Raw genomic sequence first — 21,035 nt, forward strand, 5'->3', positions numbered from 1 at the left:
ATACTTACTTTACTTGATATTATGTATTCCTTCTATACAATACTTTCGACATACATCGATAATAAAAAAGCCTCTTAATCGATTCTCGAGTAAGAGGCTTGATATGACCTAATAAATTACTTATGTTAATCTTATTATATAATAATTTTTAATTCCTTATATGTTTAACTAATTAGTTTTTTATCAACTTATAAATTTACTTGTTCACATAAATTCCGCACTATATTCCTCATCATACATATGGCAACGAACAAATCTTCCTTCACTGACTTGTATTTCACGAGGTACAACACTTTCACATACAGCCTTTCGAAACTTGCATCGAGTATGAAAAGCGCAGCCATTTGGTGGATTCGAAGGACTTGGGACATCTCCAGCTAAAATAATTCGCTCCTTTTTTATATCAGGATCAAGTGAAGGAACTGCTGACATTAGTGCCTGTGTGTAGGGGTGCAGTGGATGTTGAAATAGTTGTTTTTTATCAGACAGCTCCACAATTTTCCCAAGATACATGACACCGATTCGGTCACTTACGTGTTTAACTACACTTAAATCATGTGCGATAAAAATATAAGTAAGTCCAAACGTCTCTTTTAAATCTTGAAATAAATTCAAAATTTGTGCTTGAACAGATACATCTAAAGCAGAAACTGGTTCATCCGCGATTATTAAAGCTGGATTCACCGCTATTGCTCTTGCAATCCCAATTCGTTGCCTTTGTCCGCCACTAAACTCATGTGGATAACGGCCAATGTGGATTGGACTCAAGCCAACCTTTTTTAATAGTTCTTGTACCTTTTCTTTTCTTTCGTTAGCACTCTGACCGATTTGGTGTGTAGAGAGGGCTTCCCCTAGAATTGCTCCTACAGTCATTTTAGGATTGAGAGAGGCAAAGGGATCTTGGAATACTATTTGCATATCGCTTCTCATTTTTCTTAAATCAGTTTGATTTAATGTAGTCACTTCATTTCCCTGAAACTGGACCGAACCTTCCGTTGGTTCAATTAAGCGAAGGATACTTCTTCCCATAGTTGATTTTCCGCATCCACTTTCCCCAACTATACCAAGCGTTTCCCCTTTGCTCACAGAAAAACTAATACCGTCCACTGCTTTAATGACCTGAGTTCCCTTGTTAAAAAGTTTTTTCTTCATAGGAAAGTGAGTTTTCAAGTTCTTTACACTTAGTAAAGTCTGGTTCAAACAGTCACCCCCTGCTCCTCATACAACCAGCATCTAACAAATTGAGATTCTATCTTAAATAATGGAGGGTTTTTCTCACGACATTTAGCATGTGCATGCTGGCAGCGAGATAGAAAAGGACATCCAGATATAATGACACCTAGGTTTGGGACATTCCCTTCAATTGGAGTTAGTCTTTCCTCGTTTTCACTGTCGATATTCGGAACGGATTTTAACAGACCAATCGTATAAGGATGCTTTGGTCCCTTAAAAATAGTACGTACGTCTGCTTGTTCCACAATCTGTCCATAATACATGACAATTACTCGATCTGCCATTTCCGATATTACGCCTAAATCATGGGTTATCAATAAGATGGCAGTATTATATTCTTTCTGCAATGTATTCATCAAATCTAATATTTGAGCTTGAATCGTTACATCAAGCGCAGTAGTCGGTTCGTCTGCAATAAGTAATTTGGGATTACAAGCCATAGCCATGGCAATCATAATTCTCTGCCTCATCCCCCCTGATAATTGATGAGGATACTCATCTACTATGCTTTCTGCCCGAGGTATACCAACCTTCTTTAAGATATCTATCGTTTTTTCCTTACTATTTGTTTTATTTGCTAGTCCATGTAAATAGAGGACCTCGCTAATCTGCTTTCCAATTTTATGCACTGGATTTAATGAAGTCATGGGCTCTTGGAAGATCATAGATATCTTATTTCCGCGTACGGAACGCATCTTTTTTTCTGAAAATAAGTTCAGATTTTCCCCTTCAAATATTATTTCACCTTCTATAAAACTAGCGCTTTTCTCTATTAGCCTCATCAAGGAAAGAGCAGTAACACTTTTTCCACAACCAGACTCCCCAACTAACCCTACTGTCTCTCCGTCATTAATATGAAAGGATAGATTCTTTACCGCTGAGATTCGACCTGCTTCCTCATCCTTAAAAGAAATATGAACATTTTCAACTTTTAATAATTCTGATTCCATTGGTTTGATTGTCAATAATCTACCTCCTAGCGCCTAGTTCGGAACCTATGCCTTTTATGGACGATTCATAAAATGTTGATAGGCTATTTCAGAAATACGAGCGATTGGTTCATCCCCTTTATACTCCAAGGAACTGCCAGCAGAATACACCGTAATGACAAATTCTCCTTTATCCTCGGGCAAATAAACGATACCAGCATCATTGAACATTGTTCCAAGACTGCCTGTTTTATTTGCTACTTTTTTATTTCGAGGCAATAACCCTCCAATACGTTGCTGAAAGTGCTGTTTAAACAAAATTTCGCGAATATCACTAGAGCACTCTGCTGACACGAATTCTCCTAATGCAATTTTTTCGAGTAACAGACTCATATCTTTCGCAGAACTTACATTATTCTCGATGCTATCTTGAAAAACAATGCTTTCCCAATCATATTCACCTTCTATGAGACGTCTTATTATTTCATCAAAAAGTTCTAAACTATATGGCTGAGAAGGTATACCTACACTTAAGCTGAGAAGCTCCCAAATAGTATGTTTAGTGTATATATTACTTAAGCCTAGTTGATGCATTCTGTCTTGAACACGATCCGCTCCACCTACAATACTTAGCACCTTATCGGTAGCTAAATTATCACTCACAATAATCATCATTGTAGCTAAATCTTTTATTGATGGTTGCACTCCATAATCCATTTCTTGGAACACACCCGAGCCCGGAACATAGTCTTCTTCTACTAACTTTATTCGTTCCTGCAAATCTATCTCGTCTTTATACACTTTTTCATATAATGTAGCTAAGATAGGAACCTTACAAACACTGGCCATTTGGAATAGTTGATTTTCTTGGATATTTACTTCCTCATTCGTCCCTAAATGTTTAATATATATGCCAAATGTAGCATCGATGTTTTCGATATAAGATTCTATTTTTTGTTGTAAACTCATTCAAGTTCTACCCCCATAATTTAGTTCGACTTAGGATCTAAGGCATCCCTTAGTCCATCCCCCAATAAATTAAAGCCTAACACGACTAACATAATCGCAAGTCCTGGAAATAGTGTCATCCACCAAGCTTGACTTAAAAATGACTTTCCTACAAATACAAGTGCACCCCACTCTGGATTTGGAGGTTGCGCACCTAGGCCGAGAAAACTAAGAGAAGCAGCAGATAATATCGAGCTACCAAATTCTAACGTTGCTAATATAATAATAGGTGAAGTGACGTTCGGTAAAATATGTTTACCTATTATCTTCCAATTTTTCACACCCAACGCTCTCGCTGCTTCTACATACTCTGTTTCACGTATAGACAGAACAGAGCCTCTTACTACACGAACAAATGACGGGACAGTGGAAATGGCTACAGCTATCATTGCATTCGTTAATCCAACTCCTAGAACAGCTACTATAGCTATTGCCATAAGTAACGAAGGAAACGTCATGAGGATATCTATAAACTGCATTATATATATATCAAGTTTACGGTAATAACCTGCAATTACTCCCAAGATTACCCCAATTGTTCCTGAAAGAGTAACCGCGAAAAGCCCCATTAGTAGGGAAACTCGGCCTCCATGAAGCATTCTAGTCCAAATGTCTCTTCCAAACTCATCCGTACCTAACCAATGCTCTAGGCTTGGCCCTTGCAAACTATCCTCAAAACTCATTTCGTTCACTGGATACGGGGCAATAATTGGTGCTAAAGCCGAAGTTATGATGAAAAAAAGTAATATGACTGAACCAATTATTGCTCCTTTATTTTTCATGATTTTATTTAAAAAATTGAAAGATGATTTTGATTTAATATCTATCGGATCAGGATCAACAAATGAAAGACTATTGTTTTCTATCGACTTCAGCATGCTCTCTCCTCTCAAACGACCGCAATTTGTTTTGGTTATTCGTATTGAATACGAGGATCTAGTTTTGTATATAAGAGATCTACTACAAAGTTTACAATTATTATCATCGCAGCCATAAACAGTAGCAAGCCTTGAACCGTTGGGATATCTCTAGTAGAAATTGCAGATACGATTAAACTACCAAGCCCAGGAAGTGCAAACACTGTCTCAGTAACTACTGCACCTGCCATTAAGTAGCCAAATTGCATTCCGATTAAGGTTACAACAGGGATAATAGCATTTTGTAAACTATGCCTAAAAACCAAACGATATAAGCCCGCTCCTTTTGCTTTTGCAGTTCGGATATAATCCTGTTTTATGACGTCTAGCATACTTGATCTAGTCATTCTTGCTATACTACCTGCAGTACCTAACCCTAATGTAAGGGAAGGAAGAACGAGTGAATAAAATCCGCTATATCCTGAGATTGGGAAAATACTCAATTGATACGAAAATAGAAGGATTAAGAAAAGAGCAATCCAAAATCCAGGAGCGGAAATTCCAACTAAAGCAAGTAACATTGCAAGCTGATCGTAAATCGTATTTTTTTTAACTGCCGCTAGGACACCAATTGCAATTCCTGTTACGGATCCAAAAATCATGCTATATAATGCTAATTGTGCTGTAATAGGAATTCGATTTAAAATCTCTTCCACAACTGTATAACCTGTAATATAAGAAGTACCAAGGTCTCCTTGAACGGCGTTCAACATATAGGAAAAATATTGGGCTGGAATAGAACGGTCTAATCCTAATCTCACTTCTAATTCCTTTATCGATTCTTCCGTCGCATAGTCTCCTAATATATGATTAATAGGATTTCCAGGTATTAAATGAATAATTAAAAATACTAGAACTGATACCCCGATTATAGTGATGATCATTGTAAACATTCTTTTGAATAAATAGGATGACAAGTAAACGCCTCCTCTGCTTGTGGATTAGAAAACCTATTTCTAACTCCTTATTCCTTTACTTTTACACTAGTCCACTCTATTGAACCGTCTATTGGATGTATTTCAAAACTTTCAAAATTACGAATGGCAGTAATATTTTCCTTCACATATAGTGGTACGAATGGAGACTCTTCCACTAACATTTCTTGTGCTTCTTCATATAGCTTTAAGCGAGCTTCTTGATCCATCTCAATCGCTCCTTTTTCCAAAATGCTATATATTTTTTCATTTTCATAGTGTAATCTTTTGGATTTATCTTTACCGAAAAGTAAGAAATTCAATACATCTGCATCCGGCCAACCGAAGCTCCAAAGTAACATTTCATGTACTCCCTTAGGTGTTTGTTCGATGATAGTAGCAGATTCTTTTACTGAGATCGTTATTTTAATTCCTATTTCCATCAACTGATTTTGTATGACTTGTGCAGCCCTTTGATTGGCTGGATCATCATCGACCCATAGGTCTACTGAAAATTCCTCGCCGTCTTTCATCACAACTCCATCTTTATTTTTTTCATTCCATCCCGCTTCAGATAAAAGCTTTTTCGCAGCGTCCGTATCCCTCGTATATTTGTCGATAGCCATTGTTTCTATTTTTCCACTGTATCCAAATGCTGCTTTTGGTAATGGACCAAATACTGCTTTTGCCTCACCGTCTAATGTATTTTCAATAATGGAATCTCGATCAATTGCAAGTGCAATTGCTTGTCTAACTTTAACGTCTTGGAAAATAGGTAACTTATTATTCCATCCCAAGTAGCTTAATACGTCGCCTGGAACTCTTTTAATCGTTACTTCCGAATCTTTTTCGAGATCTTCAATATATTGATAAGGAACATTTAACAAGACATCCACATTCCCTTTTTTAAATTCTAAAATTCTTGTCTCTTCATCCGGAATAAATCTGAACTTCACCCGATCAAAACCAGGTCCTTTATCTGTCCATTCAAAATCTTTGTAAGGTTCATAAACAAGAGAATCGCCTCTTTTAATTTCTACTAGCTTCAACGGTCCTGAACCACTTGGATTTTTCTCAAAACCTTCTCCGTCCGCTCCTAATACTGTTACATCTAAAGGTGCTAAGAATGGTGTCGTAGCATTAATAAAAAATGGTGCAAATTGATTCTTCCATTTAATTTTAAAAGAGTGTTCACTTAAAACCTCTATGTTTTCTATTTCCCCTGCATTGGTACTAAAAGGAGACGATGCTACTAATCTTTCAAATGATAGCTTAACAGCTTCTGCATTCACCGGTTTCCCCGAATGGAATACTGCATTTTCTTTCAGATTGAAAATAACTTCCTTCCCATCACCAATCACTTCGTAATCAGTGATTAGATTAGGAACAATGTTTCCGTCGTTATCAAGTTTTAATAAAGTATCATATAAAGGTATATTCGCTTCGCCTGTAGATGAAGTTCTATGAATATCAACAGAGTCTGGCTCAGATACTAAACCAACAACGACTTCTCGGTTACTTCCCTCTTTCGAATTGCTATCCGATTTCTTCCACCAATTACACCCCGATAAGACAATCGTGACAATAAGCAACATCGTAAAAATTACAATTGACCTTCTCTTCATGAATTCATGACCTCCGTATTTTTAATTTATATAACAAGAATGTCCTTTCCTTTATCCAGTTCTATCAACCCCCTCTGTTGAATTTAATAACATTTATATAATTGGAAAATAAAATCCTAGCTTGTACATTTTGAATTACAAATAATATATTCTTAATTTTCAAAATTTATGTACAGATACCTATCTAATTTCAATAAAAAAGACTCTTAATCGATTATCGACTAAGAGTCTTTTACACTTTGATTATTCTACAGAGATTACTTCCACTGGCTCAGGTGGTTCAACCGGGTTCGTTTCACCTGGATTAGGATCTATTGGCGTTACTATTATTTCGGCTTTGCCTCCACTTAATAGTCTTAACTTTACCTTGGAAGGTGTTTCATATTTAATGAAAGCATTCTTTTAAACAAATGCTCCAGCACCTACCCCATATATTCCTGTATCTGTTTCCTCCACCTGAGCTTTTTCTGACAAGTACTATTTGATTAGATGAAGAATGTTGTGAATATAAGATTTATAGTTTTCATATAATCTGTTAAAAGAGCTCACAAAGGGGGAAATTCGATTAAATGTTCTAATTGTGATCATGAACAAGTTTTTGGGAAGTTTTGCAGTATATGCGGAACTAAATTTGAGGAACCCATTTTGGATACCGAAAGTGTTGTTTCGAGAACACGATCAGCGAAACAACCAAACGTCCATGTAGAAAATATTAAACGAAAAACAAAAATATATAGCTCATATTTTATGAAACAATTAAAAAAGCCCTCTCATGCAAACAACCATGGAGAAAATGAGTTTACAAATAGTCTTGTTAGCATGATCTTATTTGTGGCACTTGTTACAATTTCACTATATTTATTTACAAATAATTTATTTTGGAGCAATTCACCAAGTTTTTTACCCTTTTTTATGGAAGTATTTTTACTTACATTCTTTATGATTGGCGTAGTTATTCTTTCTTTATTTCTAATTAGTAACTTTTTTGGTCCACAGCATTCATTTAAAGCAATAATTAGTTTTTATGGGGGTCAATTATCTCCACTCATAATTTTATCTATCATTTCTATATTTTTAATGCTCGTAGAATCATTTACATATGGGAATGCAATTTTAACTATATCCCTAATTTTTGGTCTTTTTATACTGCCACTTTATGTAATTAGTTTTTTGCTTACAAACAACCAATCTAGTGTTGACCCTCTCTACGGATTTATTTTGTATATTATCACTTTTACTATTTTATTTATGCTTTTCGTCATCATTGTTGGTGATTCCAAGATAGGTGGATATTTTGATAATATGAACTATTTATTTTAAGATTCCGTTTCCTATCGCAAAACCTAAATTACTAGTTGCAACGCCTTTAGTTAGAAGTAGCCAAATTTACAACTTTGGCTACTTCTTTTAGCGTTTAGCATAATACTAAAAACGGTAATTTGTTATCAAAATGGTAGCTCAATAATGACATTACAAGATGTACACTTTTACAAAATGATACAATCTATGGGTCTACTCAATTGTGAGCAGGAATATCCTATTTGAATTATTATAATGAATAACGTAGACAAGAAAAATTAGACTACCTGAAACACATAAAATAAAGTGTAATGGCAGCCTAATAAAGGTGTTATATATATGTCTCATATCGCTATGTCAGTATATAAAGAGTCTTTTTTAATTAATTATTCTACAGAGATTACTTCCACTGGCTCAGGTGGTTCCACAGGGTTCGTTTCGCCTGGATTAGGATCTATTGGCGTTACAATTATTTCTGGTTTGCTTCCATTTAATAATCTTAACTTTACTTTGGAAGGTGTTTCATATTTTATGGAAGCATTCTTTTGAACAAATGCTCCAGCACCTACCCCATATAATCCTCCATGAACACTTTTATAGCTGTATACCCGATATTCTTCTCCTTTTTTCAAGTCACGAATTTTCGTTAGAGAACCATCGCTCTCTAATTTCCATAAACTTGTGTTCGAAAGAATCGTTACTTTTCCAAGCTGCCCAATCTTTAATTCCGTTTTCCCCCACATCACTTTGGTGGCTGCACTTGTATGATTTGTACTCACAAATATGATGGAGATAAAAAGAATAAATACAATAGATATTTTTTTTAGCATTGTCCGTTCCTCCTTTTAATATGGCAATCAAAATCACACTATTATTTCCACTTTACCTTAAATTGGAGATTTATACTATATTATATTGTTTTCAAACTTTTTTATTAAACGTATTATTTCATCTTCCTAGTTCTTCATCAAAACTTTTATTTCTAATGAAATACAAAGCATTCCAACCCTGTAGAAATAACTCTATAGGGTTTTATTGTTCTTTTATATAACCCAATATAGTAAATAGAGACAGAAAAGCCCCCCAATCGATTTCTCGATCAAAGGACTTTTCCCTTCGTTACAAACTAGCTTTCTCAAGCTAACTTGTCAGACCTGATTTTAATAACCTAAATAGTCGGAATTGCTTCAGAACCTGGAATCGAAGATTCTGAATTTGGTACTATTGATCTCAGTTCTGGTTCTTTAACAATCACATTTACAGTTACTTCATTTTTACCGTATTTAACGGAAATTGTTGTGCTTCCTACTTCTTTCGCACTCACTAAACCATTACTTACAGAAGCCACTTTACTATTTGCTACTTTATAAGTTGCGGCTGTTGTAACATCTCTTTCTGTTGTTCTTCCATCCGCCGTTGTCGTTACTTCCTTAAGTGTCAGTTGTGCTTGTTTACCAGATTCTAAATCAACTTGGGTTTGGTTAACCACTAGAGTCACTTGTGGTTCTGTAACAGCCACATTTACAGTTACTTCATTTTTACCGTATTTAACAGTAATTGTTGTGTTTCCTGTTGCTTTTGCTCTTACTAAACCATTAGTTACAGAAGCCACTTTACCATCTGCTACTTTATAAGTTGCTGCGGTTGTAACATCTCTTTCTGTTGTTTTACCATCCGCCGTTGTCGTTACTTCCTTAATTGACAATTGCGCTTCTTTTCCAGGTTCCAAATCAATTTGGGTTTTGTCTACACTTAGTGTCACTTGTGGTTCAGTAACTGTGACATTTACAATGAGTTCATTTTTACCGTATTTAACAGTGATTGTTGTACTTCCTGCTGCTTTTGCTTTTACTACTCCTTCATTTACGGAAGCGACTTGCCCATTTGCTACTTTATACGTAGCATTTTTTGTAACATTTCTTTCTTTTGTTTTTCCATCTGCCGTTGTCGTTACTTCTTTAATTGTTAGTTGAGATTCTTTTCCAGGTTCCAAATCAATTTGTGTTTTGTTTGTTGTTAATGTTACTTCTGGTTCTGTTACAGTCACATTTACTGTTAGCTCATTTTTACCGTATTTAACAGTAATTGTTGTACTTCCTACAGCTTTTGCCTTTACTAGACCACTACTAACAGTAGCCACTTTATTATTTGCTACTTTATATGTTGCAAAATTTGTAACGTCTGATTGTTTTGTTTTTCCATCTGCCGAAGTGATTACTTCTTTAATTGTCAGTTGTGCTTCTTTTCCAGGTTCCAAATCAATTTGGGTTTTGTTTGGAATTAGGGTTACAACTGGCTCTGTTACATTCACATTTACATTTAACTCATTTTTACCGTATTTCACGCTGATCGTTGTAGTTCCTGCTGCTTTTGCTATTACTAAACCATTAGTAACAGAAGCCACTTTACTGTTTGCCACTTTATACGTTGCAGATTTTGTTACGTCTACCTGTTTTGTTTTTCCATCTGCTGTTGTTGTTACTTCTTTAATAATCAGTTGTGCTTCTTTACCAGGTTCCAAATCAATTTGTGTTTTATTTGCAGTTAGTGTCACTCCAGGTGCTGTAACAGTGACATTTATAGTTACTTCATTTTTACCGTATTTAGCGGTAATTGTTGTACTTCCTGCAGCTTTTGCTGTTACTAAACCGTTTTTAACGGAAACCACTTTACCGTCTGCTACTTTATACGTTGCAGCTTTTGTTACATCTTGCTGTTTTGTTTTTCCATCTGCTCCTGTTGTTACTTCTTTAATTGTCAGTTGTGCTTCTTTTCCTGGATCCAAATCAAGTTGTGTTTTGTTTGCAACTAAGGTCACTACTGGTTCTGTAACATCCACTTTGATAGTTACTTCGTTTTTACCGTATTTAGCAGTGATTGTTGTACTTCCTACAGCTTTTGCTGTTACTAAACCATCTTTTACGTTAGCGACTTTATTATTTGCAACTGTGTACTTAGCAGCCTTTGTGACGTCTTGCTGTTTTATTGTTCCATCTGCTCTTGTCGTTACTTCTTTAATTGTCAGTTGCGCTTCTTTTTTAGGTTCCAAATCAAGTTGTGTTTTGTTTGCAACTAGTTTCACTCCAGGTACAATAACTACTGGATCTTTCACTGTTACATTTACAGTCACATTATTTTTACCATGAGTAATGGTAATCGTTGTAGATCCCTTAGCTACCGCAGTTACTAATCCGTTAGAAACCTTTGCAACGCTTTCGTCTGCTACAACGTACGTAGCTGCTGCAGTTACATCTTTAACTGTCGCTGCACCTTCTGCTGGTGTTGAAGTTTCTGTAACAGAAAGTTGAGCTGTTCCTCCTGTTTCTAAATCGACTTTCGTTGGATTTACACTAAGTGTTACTACTGGTTCTGGTTCTGGATTATCATTTTCATATATTAATGCTTCTCCTACATTGCCTGCTGCATCTTTAATCACAACTTTCACGGAATCTGTTCCTGCAGTTACAGGGAATGTAAATGATCCGTCTTGCGCCAAATCAAAGTCCACGGCTGCAGCTGTGTTACCATTTGTAGTTGCAATATAAGAAGCATTAAGTTTTTCATTCAAGTCATATTCTAAGCCGTACAAATATAGTTCTTCATTATATTCGATATATTTGTCAGTCACTTGCCCTGTTGCTACTCCGTCTTTCACAGAGCCTGTAATTGCTGGTTTCGTTGTTTTCACAACAACTGGTCCAACATAGTCCCCAATTACTCCTGTAGCTGCCTGTGCAGTGAAGTCAATTGTATATAATCCATCTGGAATAGTAGTTGCAGGCGCACTGCCCCATGGCTTATATTGCCCTGCCACATTTAGTGTATAAGAACCTTTTCCAAGTGAAGAACCTGCATGCAAGTAGCCAATATAGCCATCTCCATATTCCCCACCTTCAGGATTCATGATGTCCCAAATTTCGATATAGTTAGTTGCTACATCTCCTGTTAACGTGAATGAAAGTACAGCACTGTCTTTCACACTATCTCCATTAAAGGACAGGTCTGTTCCTGTAATAGCCATATTTCTAATTTCAGTAGCAGCCACTCCACCAAAATCTGCTGCGAATGGCAATGAAACCTCTGATCCGCCACCGTTAATATGGATATATCCTAAAATTTCAGAACCATTTGGAGCTGTAGCTTTTGATGCTGTCAATGTAACATTTATCAATTGCTCTCCATCTAACGTGAATGTCGGTTTATCAACAGTTAGTTTTGCATCACCGAATGTTTTTATAACATCAACTGTTACATTATAATTTCCACCCTGTCCCTTTATATCTTTCACAAGGATTTGTTTCGTAACAGAAATATCATTTTCCTTCAAAGATTGTGGACCGAATGTTACAGTACCTTTCTTATTTTCAACAATTGCCCCAGTTCCGTCTAAAACAGCTGTATCTAAAGCATAGGCAAGGGCATTCGGACGAGCTGCTGCATAAGCATTTACACGCCCAGCACCTTGAGCAAATACATCGTATTTTGATTTATTAAGAACTTTTGCAGTATTAGAAAGTGCTACTTTTACATCAAATGCATTCCAATTCGGATTTGCTTGTTGGACAAGCGCTGCAATTCCTGCGATATGCGGTGTTGCCATCGATGTTCCCGTTTTGCGATCATAAGCTTCCGTATAAACAGCATCTGGGAAATCTGCTTTGTACATTGGAATTGTAGACATAATATTCGTACCAGGTGCACTTACATCTGGCTTGATATCGAAGTTAGGAGTAGTTGGTCCACGGGAACTAGAGTCGTTTACTTCGTCTCCAGTTGTATTAGCAGAGCTAAATTTACCGAAAGAAACTTTTCCTGCTCCATTTACTAATGCATCACGGATTGCATCTCCATCTGTTTGGGACATATCAAACGTTGGTAGGAAAGCAAATGAGTCACCTAGGAACGTTCCAGAAGCATTTGGAGCATTCGTACCACCAGCAAAGTTATGAATAATAGTTGCAACTGCTCCGTTTGCTTTTGCATGTGCAATTTTATCGACAAATGCAATGCTACCACGAGAGATCAACGCAACCTTTCCGTTTACATCGATTCCTTGATAATCCTTCGCTTCACCGTTTCCAGGAACAGCAACTAAGTCAAATTCCCCTTGTAGTTGTGTTGCTAGGTCTTTCCCAAAGGTAGTTCCCATCAACTGTAATTGCTTCGTAAGGTTATATTGGCCAACCTTAACATTCACTTCTCCGTTGTACATTGTTTCTGGGTTCGTTGTGTTACCAACTGCAATACCTAAACGTGCTGTAGATGGGGTTCCTATTGTTCCTCTGTTTGGACCTGAGTTACCTGTTGCTACAACTGCGATTGTCCCAGCCATCATAGCGTTATTGATTGCGAAAGATCCGCTATCTGTTTCAGAGTTATTCTCCCCACCAAGTGATAGGTTAATAACATCCATTCCTTCAATTACAGCAGTGTCAATAGCTTTTACGATTCCAGAATTAGCCCCACTTCCATATGCTCCAAGCACACGATAAGCGTAAAGGTCCACTTTAGGCGCAATCCCTTTAATGCCGTATTCATTGGCACCAATTGCTGCAATAGTACCTGCAACATGCGTACCGTGAGATGTATAGAACGCACTTCCTCTAGCATTAAATTCTGGTGTTCCTGCAGGACGTTCTACAGGTGAAGTTTCCGATGCGTCATCAGCCGAACGTGTTCTTGTATAGTCAGATGAATTCGGGATAAAGTTCTTTCCACCTTTATAAATACCTGCAAATTCTGGGTGGTTTGCATCTATTCCAGTATCAAGTACTGCAACTTTAATGCCTTGTCCTTCAAATCCCTCGTTCCAAAGCTTTTCAATTCCTAGGAATGAAATACTCGTATTCATCTTTGCTTCTATTTTCTTATCTTTTATAGTAGTATTTGTCGGTTTAGATTTTTTTGGTTCTTCCAATGCATAAACGATTGTATCAGGTTCGACAAGCGTAACTCCTTGAACAGTAAGTAGTTTTGGGAGGTCATTCGCTTTTACAACCGCTGCAAAACCATTTAAAACTGTATCGAATGAATAACCTTGTTTAATAGAAATATTTTTTAAACTTAATTCTTTTTGTACAGATGTTTGTTGTGCTTTTACTTTCGTTCTAACTTGATTCTGTTGTGAGGTTGAAAATGCTTTCCCTTTTAATTCGCTTATTCCTTTTTCAAGGGCAACCGGTTTTTCAGATAAATGTATGATTACTGCAACATCTTGATTGCCCGATAGGTCTTGTAAGTCTTTGTGTAATTTAGGTCCACCATCCAATACATTCAATTGCTCTGCGATTGCTGCTTTTAGTTGTAAAGTACTTTCGCTAGGAGCATTTTGCTTAAATGGCTTTGTACCTGTGTTTGCAGAAGCAGTCATTATCGGACTAAACATCGCAAAGATCATAGCTAGTACCAGAAATGAACTAAATAACCTACTAACTAATCTTTTTTTCAATATATTTCCCCCTTTAACACAGTCGACTCCACTCTTTGAAAGGATAGATTTGTCCAATATTATTACAAAAGACCTCATCCTTTATAAGAAATGGAGTAACATATGCATAGTGTGATACTGTCCTAATGTATGTCCTAGTCCATATTTCTATGACGAATTGATAGAAAAGAATTACCTATCCTATTTGTCTAGTTAACTATTTGAGGTAATATTAAAGGTCCTTTTAAAATGGGGGGCTAACTTGCGATTTGATGCGGGTATCTTGTGATTTGATGCGGCTATCTTGTGATTTGCGCTACATTTATAGTTATAAATAATAAAATCCCCTTTAAGTAGCATGTAAAATCCATGAATGTACATGGTTTTCTTACATGTCTGCTTAAAGAGGACATATTTACTTCTTAATTAATTTTACTCTTTTTTTAATATAGGTTTAGAAGCAGCTACATTAAATGCTAGATGATCTTGGTTAACTAGTCCGTCAGTATCTACGATAATTAATGACGATGAATTATGAGCAAAGTAAGGTTCACTCGAAACAAAATCTACTATTTTAATTGTATCTTTATCAATATTTTCGACCTTCACTACAGCTGTTCTACCAAAACCATCATTAATTGTTATTGTACCGGACAATTCTTTTTTGAATTCATGACCATAGGTTGGATTTAAGAAAATGAAATCCAGTGTGTCAGAGATTGTTAATCCGTTATTATTTATATCATTTAAAGTAATTTCTGTAGAAGCAAATGCACCTTCGTTAATGATAGCTGTAGCTGGAGTCGTTGGATTTTCAGAACCTTCCCCATTCTGACCATCTTTACCAGGGGCATATTGATATGCTTCAAATGTATTTGCTTCGTTTTGTAGTAAGCTAACTGAGCCATAGGTCCATTCGCCATTATCATCTACTTTTGTAGTGCCATGGAAAATACCGTTACGATATAAATGGACAGTATATTCGGCTTCTGCCGTACCACTGATAATATAGTTAGAACCATCGTATGTCACAGGAGTATGTGCTGGGTTTGTAATTTCCAATTTCGCTGCTTCGGTTACATCTATTGTTATGTTCCAAGTAGAAATGTTTTCTGTTTTTACTTCATAACCAACAGTAAGTGCATCTCCATTTGAAAGTGCTCTTTCAAATACTACTAGTGGTACATTTTGTCCCCGAATGAAAAATAGATCGTTCGAATCCCATTTGTATTTAAATCCGGCTGAATACACATAGTCATTCTCAAGATATATGTGTGAGCCATTGATACCTAAATTATAGAAATCACTTGTATTCTGTAACTGGAAAAAGTGAGTTATCGGTGCTGTCTTACTTGTTAGATTTTCATCCAGTTTTTGAATTGTCGGTTGTACATGGGTTACAGAAGCTGTACCACCTGCTGCTATAATAAATGATAAATTCCCATTTTGATCGGTGTAGGTTGTCGCTTCTTGTACTGCTGTTCCAAAATGACCATTCGCAGAGGTGATTACTGCGGTAGTGAAAGATGTTTCATTTGCTGGATTTGCATCACTCAAGCTTATAAGTACTCTCCCGAGATAAGGAGAGCCGTCCGAATATGTTAATTTAGCACTATATATACGATTATTTGTTGTTTCAAGGTATGCTACATCTGATTCACTTAGTAAAATACCAGTAGTATCAGGTTTTGCTTCTGTAACAAATTTCATCTGTTGCTCTTTCCAAGTGACTGTATAGTTTGTAGAAGGGTTAAGATCAGAAGTTGTTAAGATTACTGATTTTTTGTCTTCTGATAATTTAGCAGATTGCACAGTTTCTCCCGAAATCTTAAATTGTCCCGCTTCAAAGCCGACCAATGGTATGTCATACATTTTAGAGAAGTTAATAGTAACTGTATTTTTTCCATCAGTAAAAACGGTAAGTGGTCTTAATGGTAATGATGCTAATATGTAATCATAAGTTTTTGTTAATTGGCTTTCAAAAGTAAAATTTGCAGCATTAAGATTTAAGTAGTAAACAGCTTTATCTAATTCGAAAGCAGCTTCTTCTAACTTGTTTTCTTTAATATAATTGGAAGCCCTATCTAAATGCATTTTCACCGTCACATCATAATTTACTTGATTTATCAACTTTTCCATAGCAGGCTTCACAGCATTTCGAATGCCATCTCGAGTGGATTGCCCATAGACTCGGTCTAATAGTTTCACTTGTTTCCGATATTCAGCAGTTGCTGTATGATAAGCGGATTCTACTTGATGAAGGTCTTTCGAATTAATAGCTTTTTGAAGGTTGTTTGTTAAACCTTCAATTTTTTCACTTGATGTAATCGCGTCTATGTAAGCCTGCGCACGCTTTACATGAATTTTAGGCTCTACCAGTTTAGCTTGAATACTTAATTTTTCAGAGGTTGACAGTTTGCTAGCTTCGTTTTCTGCTGCGAGAATCGTTTTTTTAGCCATATTGTATTGATTATAGGGGCGAGTTTTAAAATCTGCAGAACCTTCTACTGAAATAGCCCATTTTAATATCGTTCCTGCGTTTTGTGCGTCTGTTACTATTTGGTTTGTATTCGTCGCTGCACCAGCTTTTTGTGTTGGTGATGAAATTAAAGCAACAATAGCAATTGAACATGCAATTTTAATAGCAATTTTTCTCATTTTGTTCTCCTTTTACTAGTATGTCTCTAGATGCATCTTTCTATATTTAAGTCTAACATGAATATATTGGCTTCTTATCGTCCAAAAAGCCCTTTCGTTGTAATAAAATACCAAACTAGTTACCGTTATCTGGACGGGATGAATAATTATTTTTATATGCTATAATAATAGAATCTTATCTAGAAAAGAAAGGAATTTACTCATGACAAATTCTCCTAAAACATATAAAACAGAAATAGATTTTTCTGTCGACTGGGACATACCGACACAAGAAAAATATATATTCCAATTCTACCATCAGCAATTAGAAGACTTAGAGGCTAATCAGTTACATGTACACGGAGTGAAATTATACACAGTAGATTCCGGAATTGTTGTAACTGCTATTATTAGACACTCATTACCTAAGAAATTACGTTTAGACCAAGTAGTATTAGTAGTAAAAGATACCGAAGGAAAAGAACTTGCGAAGAAGCAATTTGATATGCAGTTATTTGGAGAACTTGAACCATGTACAGCTAGACCATGGAACTTCTTATTTGAAATGGAGGACTTATTAGTTCCTTATGAAGAAATAGAAAATGAAATGGAATTTGAAATGGCATTTGAGTATTATGAAAAAGTAGTGAAAGACTTCGAATTATACTTAGATGAAAATTGGTCTAACGGTCTTACAGAGGATCAAAAAAAAATTGTACATGATCTAGTTTCCACATTAGAGCCCCTCAAGGAAAATGAAATATCGATTGTCGGATTCCATTTTCATGAATCTGAGGACGCAGTGACTATTTATATCATTATTCGAAATGCATTCTCACAGGACTTAACAATTGAAAATCTACCGATTCAACTATTTGATGCAACTGCTGAAATGGTATGTAAGCTCGGCTTCCCACTAGGACAATTTACAATTGCTTCAAAACAGGCTAGACCTATTAGTTTGTCATTCTCTAAAGAAGTATTCCAAAAAGAAAATCCTGATTTTAGTTCTTGGAAGATAGAAATGGTTCCTCAAACTTTATAAATTACTAGTCAAAAGCAAAAAAAGTAGCCATTTATTTAACTTTGGCTACTTTTTATTTCTGAAAATGAAATTTACATTTATGAAACCTCACCATTTAACAGAAGAATTGAAATTAATCTTTGTAAAAAGAAGTAACCTATAAAGTAGATTTTTTGTCTACTTTATAGGCCTTTTTTTGGTGGTTATCCTCTTTGTTCGTTCTATCTCAAATCAAATATTTATACGTAGGAACACTATTCGTGTAGAATATTTCGAAACAAGGAGATAATTTAATATCCCTTAATCTGAAACCCAGTATTTACTTTTAAATTCAAACCATAAGCATTTGTAACCCCATCAATAGAAATTACATTCAATGGCCCAGTTAAAGCACCATCTTTCCCATTAGTCATTATAACAGCAGTACCTTTACTAGTATCGATTGATCCAAATTTTATTTTAAAGCCATTGTTTAGAGGACTAAATTTTGTGTCACTTTGATTGTTTGAGAATTTAACTTTTGTCCCGTCTAAATCTTGAACAATAATTGTAGCATTAGAAGCAACAATTGCTTGATCTTGAGCTAGAACTAAACCATTTTTATTTTTTAATGGAGCAACTGTAAATGTTACTTCCTTATCCAATAAGTCTTCGCCGATACCGGTTCCTTCGGTTACGGAAGCAAGTTCAAATGGTCCTTCTACAACTCTTAATGTTTTTGCATCCCACCCAAGGCTTGTAGGAGCAGCTTTACCTGCAACTTGTTGAACAAACGAATAATCACTTATTGTGTTTTGGTCCACGTTTGTTGAGTAGCTCCATGCTCCGTTCGCGCTTATTCTTGTTTTACCTATATATGTGCTATTTTTGAAGAAGAAGAGTTCATAGTTAGGTTGCCCTGTACCATTCAAGTCAATTCTGCTTCCATCCATACGATATCCTGCTGTGCCAGATCTATAAGAAAACTTTGAATCGAGCAGTAAATCGATAAAATAGAAATTCGATGTAATCTCAAACATCGAATTAGCTGTCGGTTGGTACGTTCCAGTGATTGTATCTTCCATATCCAAAGCAGATTTGAATGAATCAAACGCTACTGCAATACCTTCATTTCGATAAACATCACCAGATGGCTTCATTTTATATTTCATACCATCAGAAGTGACAAAATAATTATTATTAATGTCGACATAGTAAATTTTCTTATTAGAGAAAGTACCCGATTTTGCAGGTGCATAAAAGTTTAGTTTTGCTGAGGACTTTGTTTCTACTACAGTAATACCCTCCATTTTGTTGAAAGTAATTACATTATCAATTGCAGCGACGTTGACATCTTTAGCAGTAAAAGTAATAGTAACATTACCATTTTTTTCTGGTGTTACATTGATACTTCTTGCGCCAGCTATATTGTTTTCAATGCCATTAATAGAAACTACCTTTATGCCTGCTGGAATATCGACACGTACCGTAGCTTTAGAAGGTTGGCTATATGACTCTGAAAAATTAGCTACTAAAGAAAGTACTTCCGTTGTTTCCCTATGCTGAATCGTTTGATTGTCTATTTGAATTGGCACAATACTTCCTGGAACTGTAAAGCTAGCAGAATTCCCTTTGAATTTCATCGTATACTTAATACCAGGAGTTTGAACGGAAGTTGTTAATGTTACAGTTGCTCCATCATTACTTAGTACAGCTCTAGTAGCTGACAAAGAGTTATCAAATGTAAACTCTGAAAGCTGAATACTAGAAACAGCTCTGCTTAATTTTACCATTACAGTCGTGCTATCCACTCTTGAAATCGAGACAAGTTGAACTGGTTGAGACGCAGTTACTGCATCTAGATTTTTTTTCAAAAAGTTACCCCAAATTAATACATTTGAATTCACAATCGATTGGGCTTCATTTATATTCTTTGTTGCTTCTAGATATTTACCATAATTGATGTTCGTTGTTGCAGCTTTCGTCAACATGTGTACAGTTACATCGTTCTTTAAATAATTGATCAACTGCTCTGCAGGTCCTTTTACCACATTACGGATTTTATCTCGTGTAGATTGACCATATACACGATCCAACAAAATCGTTTGTTTGCGGAATTCTGCCGTCATTGCATGATATGCTACTTCTACTTGTTCTAAATTATTTGTAATAACAGCTTCTGAAAGTGCCTTCGTTTTCGCTTCAATCTTAGTGCTTGCGGTAATAGCATCCAGATACCCTTGAGCACGTTGAAGTTGCGTTTTGGGTTCAATTAATAATGCTTCATACTTCAACTTATCTGAGTAACTTGCTCCATTCATAGCAGTTTCTGCTTTAGCAATCGCTGTTTTTGCAGCATTAAATTGAGTCCACGGTTGAGTTACCCCATCTGCAGTTCCCTCAATAGAAATCGCCCATTTTAAGACAGTACCAGCCTTTTGCGCATCGCTTATTAATGACTCAATATTTGTTGCAGCATCTGCCTGTTGGCTTGGTGCTACTGTGACAAAAGCTGAAGTAGCTACCGCTGAAGATACAATAATTTTCTTTGTTTTTTTGTTCATGAAAATTCTCCCCCTTTTTATTCACGAATATATAATTTGACTCTAGTAGTATTATAATATAAAAACATGGTCAAATTTCAATTATTTTCTAATTTGTTTATTTACCTTACTTAGTTATTTTACAATGAACATTAGTATACTTTTTTATTTGAGGATTTTTTTGGGTTTTTTACCGATTCTTACTGGGTGTTTATTAGTACGCTTATCATGCAATAAAGTTTCATCTCTAATGAAAAATCAAAACCCCGACTACTGTATCAGTGAATGCAGTAATCGGGATTTTTTGTTTTATTGTAAACTTAAATTCTTCTATCCACATGTCACTCTTATCTGTCAAAACTATTAGATTTGACCTAATTAAAAGTAATATAGCAATTAGTATCAATATTATATAAAATACAAATTGTGAAAAAAAGTAAAATTGGTTATTTATATGGTATAAGAGGGGGAACTAATTGCCTTATCTAACATCTCTGAAA

Annotated in this window: 12 protein-coding genes; 2 read left to right on the plus strand and 10 right to left on the minus strand. The window is 35.7% G+C overall.

Annotation, left to right across the window (positions count from 1 at the left end; translation table 11 throughout):
• Positions 1 to 204 precede the first annotated feature (204 nt).
• From PGC35_RS02475 to PGC35_RS02500, 6 genes are all read right to left on the minus strand, one after another.
• Positions 205 to 1,200 (minus strand): ABC transporter ATP-binding protein, encoded by a 996-nt coding sequence (locus tag PGC35_RS02475; protein WP_375218058.1) that lies wholly within the window; start codon positions 1,198 to 1,200, stop codon positions 205 to 207.
• On the minus strand, positions 1,197 to 2,183 hold the full coding sequence (locus PGC35_RS02480; RefSeq protein WP_375218272.1) for an ABC transporter ATP-binding protein: 987 nt from the start codon (positions 2,181 to 2,183) through the stop codon (positions 1,197 to 1,199). Before PGC35_RS02480 ends, PGC35_RS02475 begins: the two co-directional genes overlap by 4 nt.
• Before the next feature lie 54 nt (positions 2,184 to 2,237).
• Positions 2,238 to 3,131, minus strand: coding sequence for a serine hydrolase (locus PGC35_RS02485; RefSeq protein ID WP_375218059.1), 894 nt, complete (start codon positions 3,129 to 3,131; stop codon positions 2,238 to 2,240).
• Between the two features lie 20 nt (positions 3,132 to 3,151).
• Complete coding sequence (locus PGC35_RS02490) at positions 3,152 to 3,952, minus strand: ABC transporter permease (RefSeq protein WP_275789504.1); 801 nt, start codon at positions 3,950 to 3,952, stop codon at positions 3,152 to 3,154.
• Positions 3,953 to 4,083: 131 nt separating this feature from the next.
• The gene (locus PGC35_RS02495; protein ID WP_156316796.1) at positions 4,084 to 5,004 is read right to left on the minus strand and encodes an ABC transporter permease; all 921 of its coding nucleotides are present in this window, start codon (positions 5,002 to 5,004) and stop codon (positions 4,084 to 4,086) included.
• A 47-nt stretch (positions 5,005 to 5,051) separates the two neighbouring features.
• The gene (locus PGC35_RS02500; RefSeq protein ID WP_375218060.1) at positions 5,052 to 6,626 is read right to left on the minus strand and encodes an ABC transporter substrate-binding protein; all 1,575 of its coding nucleotides are present in this window, start codon (positions 6,624 to 6,626) and stop codon (positions 5,052 to 5,054) included.
• A gap of 645 nt (positions 6,627 to 7,271) precedes the next feature.
• On the opposite strand from PGC35_RS02500, the gene PGC35_RS02505 reads away from it, so the two are divergent.
• Positions 7,272 to 7,946: a hypothetical protein gene (locus tag PGC35_RS02505; RefSeq protein ID WP_375218061.1), complete on the plus strand. Its 675-nt coding sequence runs from the start codon at positions 7,272 to 7,274 to the stop codon at positions 7,944 to 7,946.
• A gap of 365 nt (positions 7,947 to 8,311) precedes the next feature.
• Here the strand turns inward: PGC35_RS02505 and PGC35_RS02510 are convergent, their stop codons facing one another.
• From PGC35_RS02510 to PGC35_RS02520, 3 genes are all read right to left on the minus strand, one after another.
• Positions 8,312 to 8,755, minus strand: a complete 444-nt coding sequence (locus PGC35_RS02510) for a hypothetical protein (protein WP_375218062.1) — start codon at positions 8,753 to 8,755, stop codon at positions 8,312 to 8,314.
• A 338-nt stretch (positions 8,756 to 9,093) separates the two neighbouring features.
• A complete protein-coding gene (locus tag PGC35_RS02515) occupies positions 9,094 to 14,373 on the minus strand; it encodes a S8 family serine peptidase (RefSeq protein WP_483880161.1) in 5,280 nt (1,759 codons plus the stop codon).
• 411 nt (positions 14,374 to 14,784) lie between these two features.
• A complete protein-coding gene (locus tag PGC35_RS02520; protein ID WP_375218063.1) occupies positions 14,785 to 17,010 on the minus strand; it encodes a hypothetical protein in 2,226 nt (741 codons plus the stop codon).
• A gap of 202 nt (positions 17,011 to 17,212) precedes the next feature.
• Between PGC35_RS02520 and PGC35_RS02525 the strand changes: the two genes are divergently transcribed.
• Positions 17,213 to 18,034: an SLAP domain-containing protein gene (locus tag PGC35_RS02525; protein ID WP_375218064.1), complete on the plus strand. Its 822-nt coding sequence runs from the start codon at positions 17,213 to 17,215 to the stop codon at positions 18,032 to 18,034.
• Positions 18,035 to 18,303: 269 nt separating this feature from the next.
• Here PGC35_RS02525 and PGC35_RS02530 read toward each other — a convergent pair whose 3' ends face one another.
• Complete coding sequence (locus PGC35_RS02530) at positions 18,304 to 20,556, minus strand: hypothetical protein (protein WP_375218065.1); 2,253 nt, start codon at positions 20,554 to 20,556, stop codon at positions 18,304 to 18,306.
• Positions 20,557 to 21,035 lie beyond the last annotated feature (479 nt).

Origin of the sequence: Psychrobacillus sp. PGGUH221, from assembly GCF_042055255.1 — a bacterium.
In the GTDB taxonomy this organism is placed as follows: Bacteria; Bacillota; Bacilli; order Bacillales_A; family Planococcaceae; genus Psychrobacillus.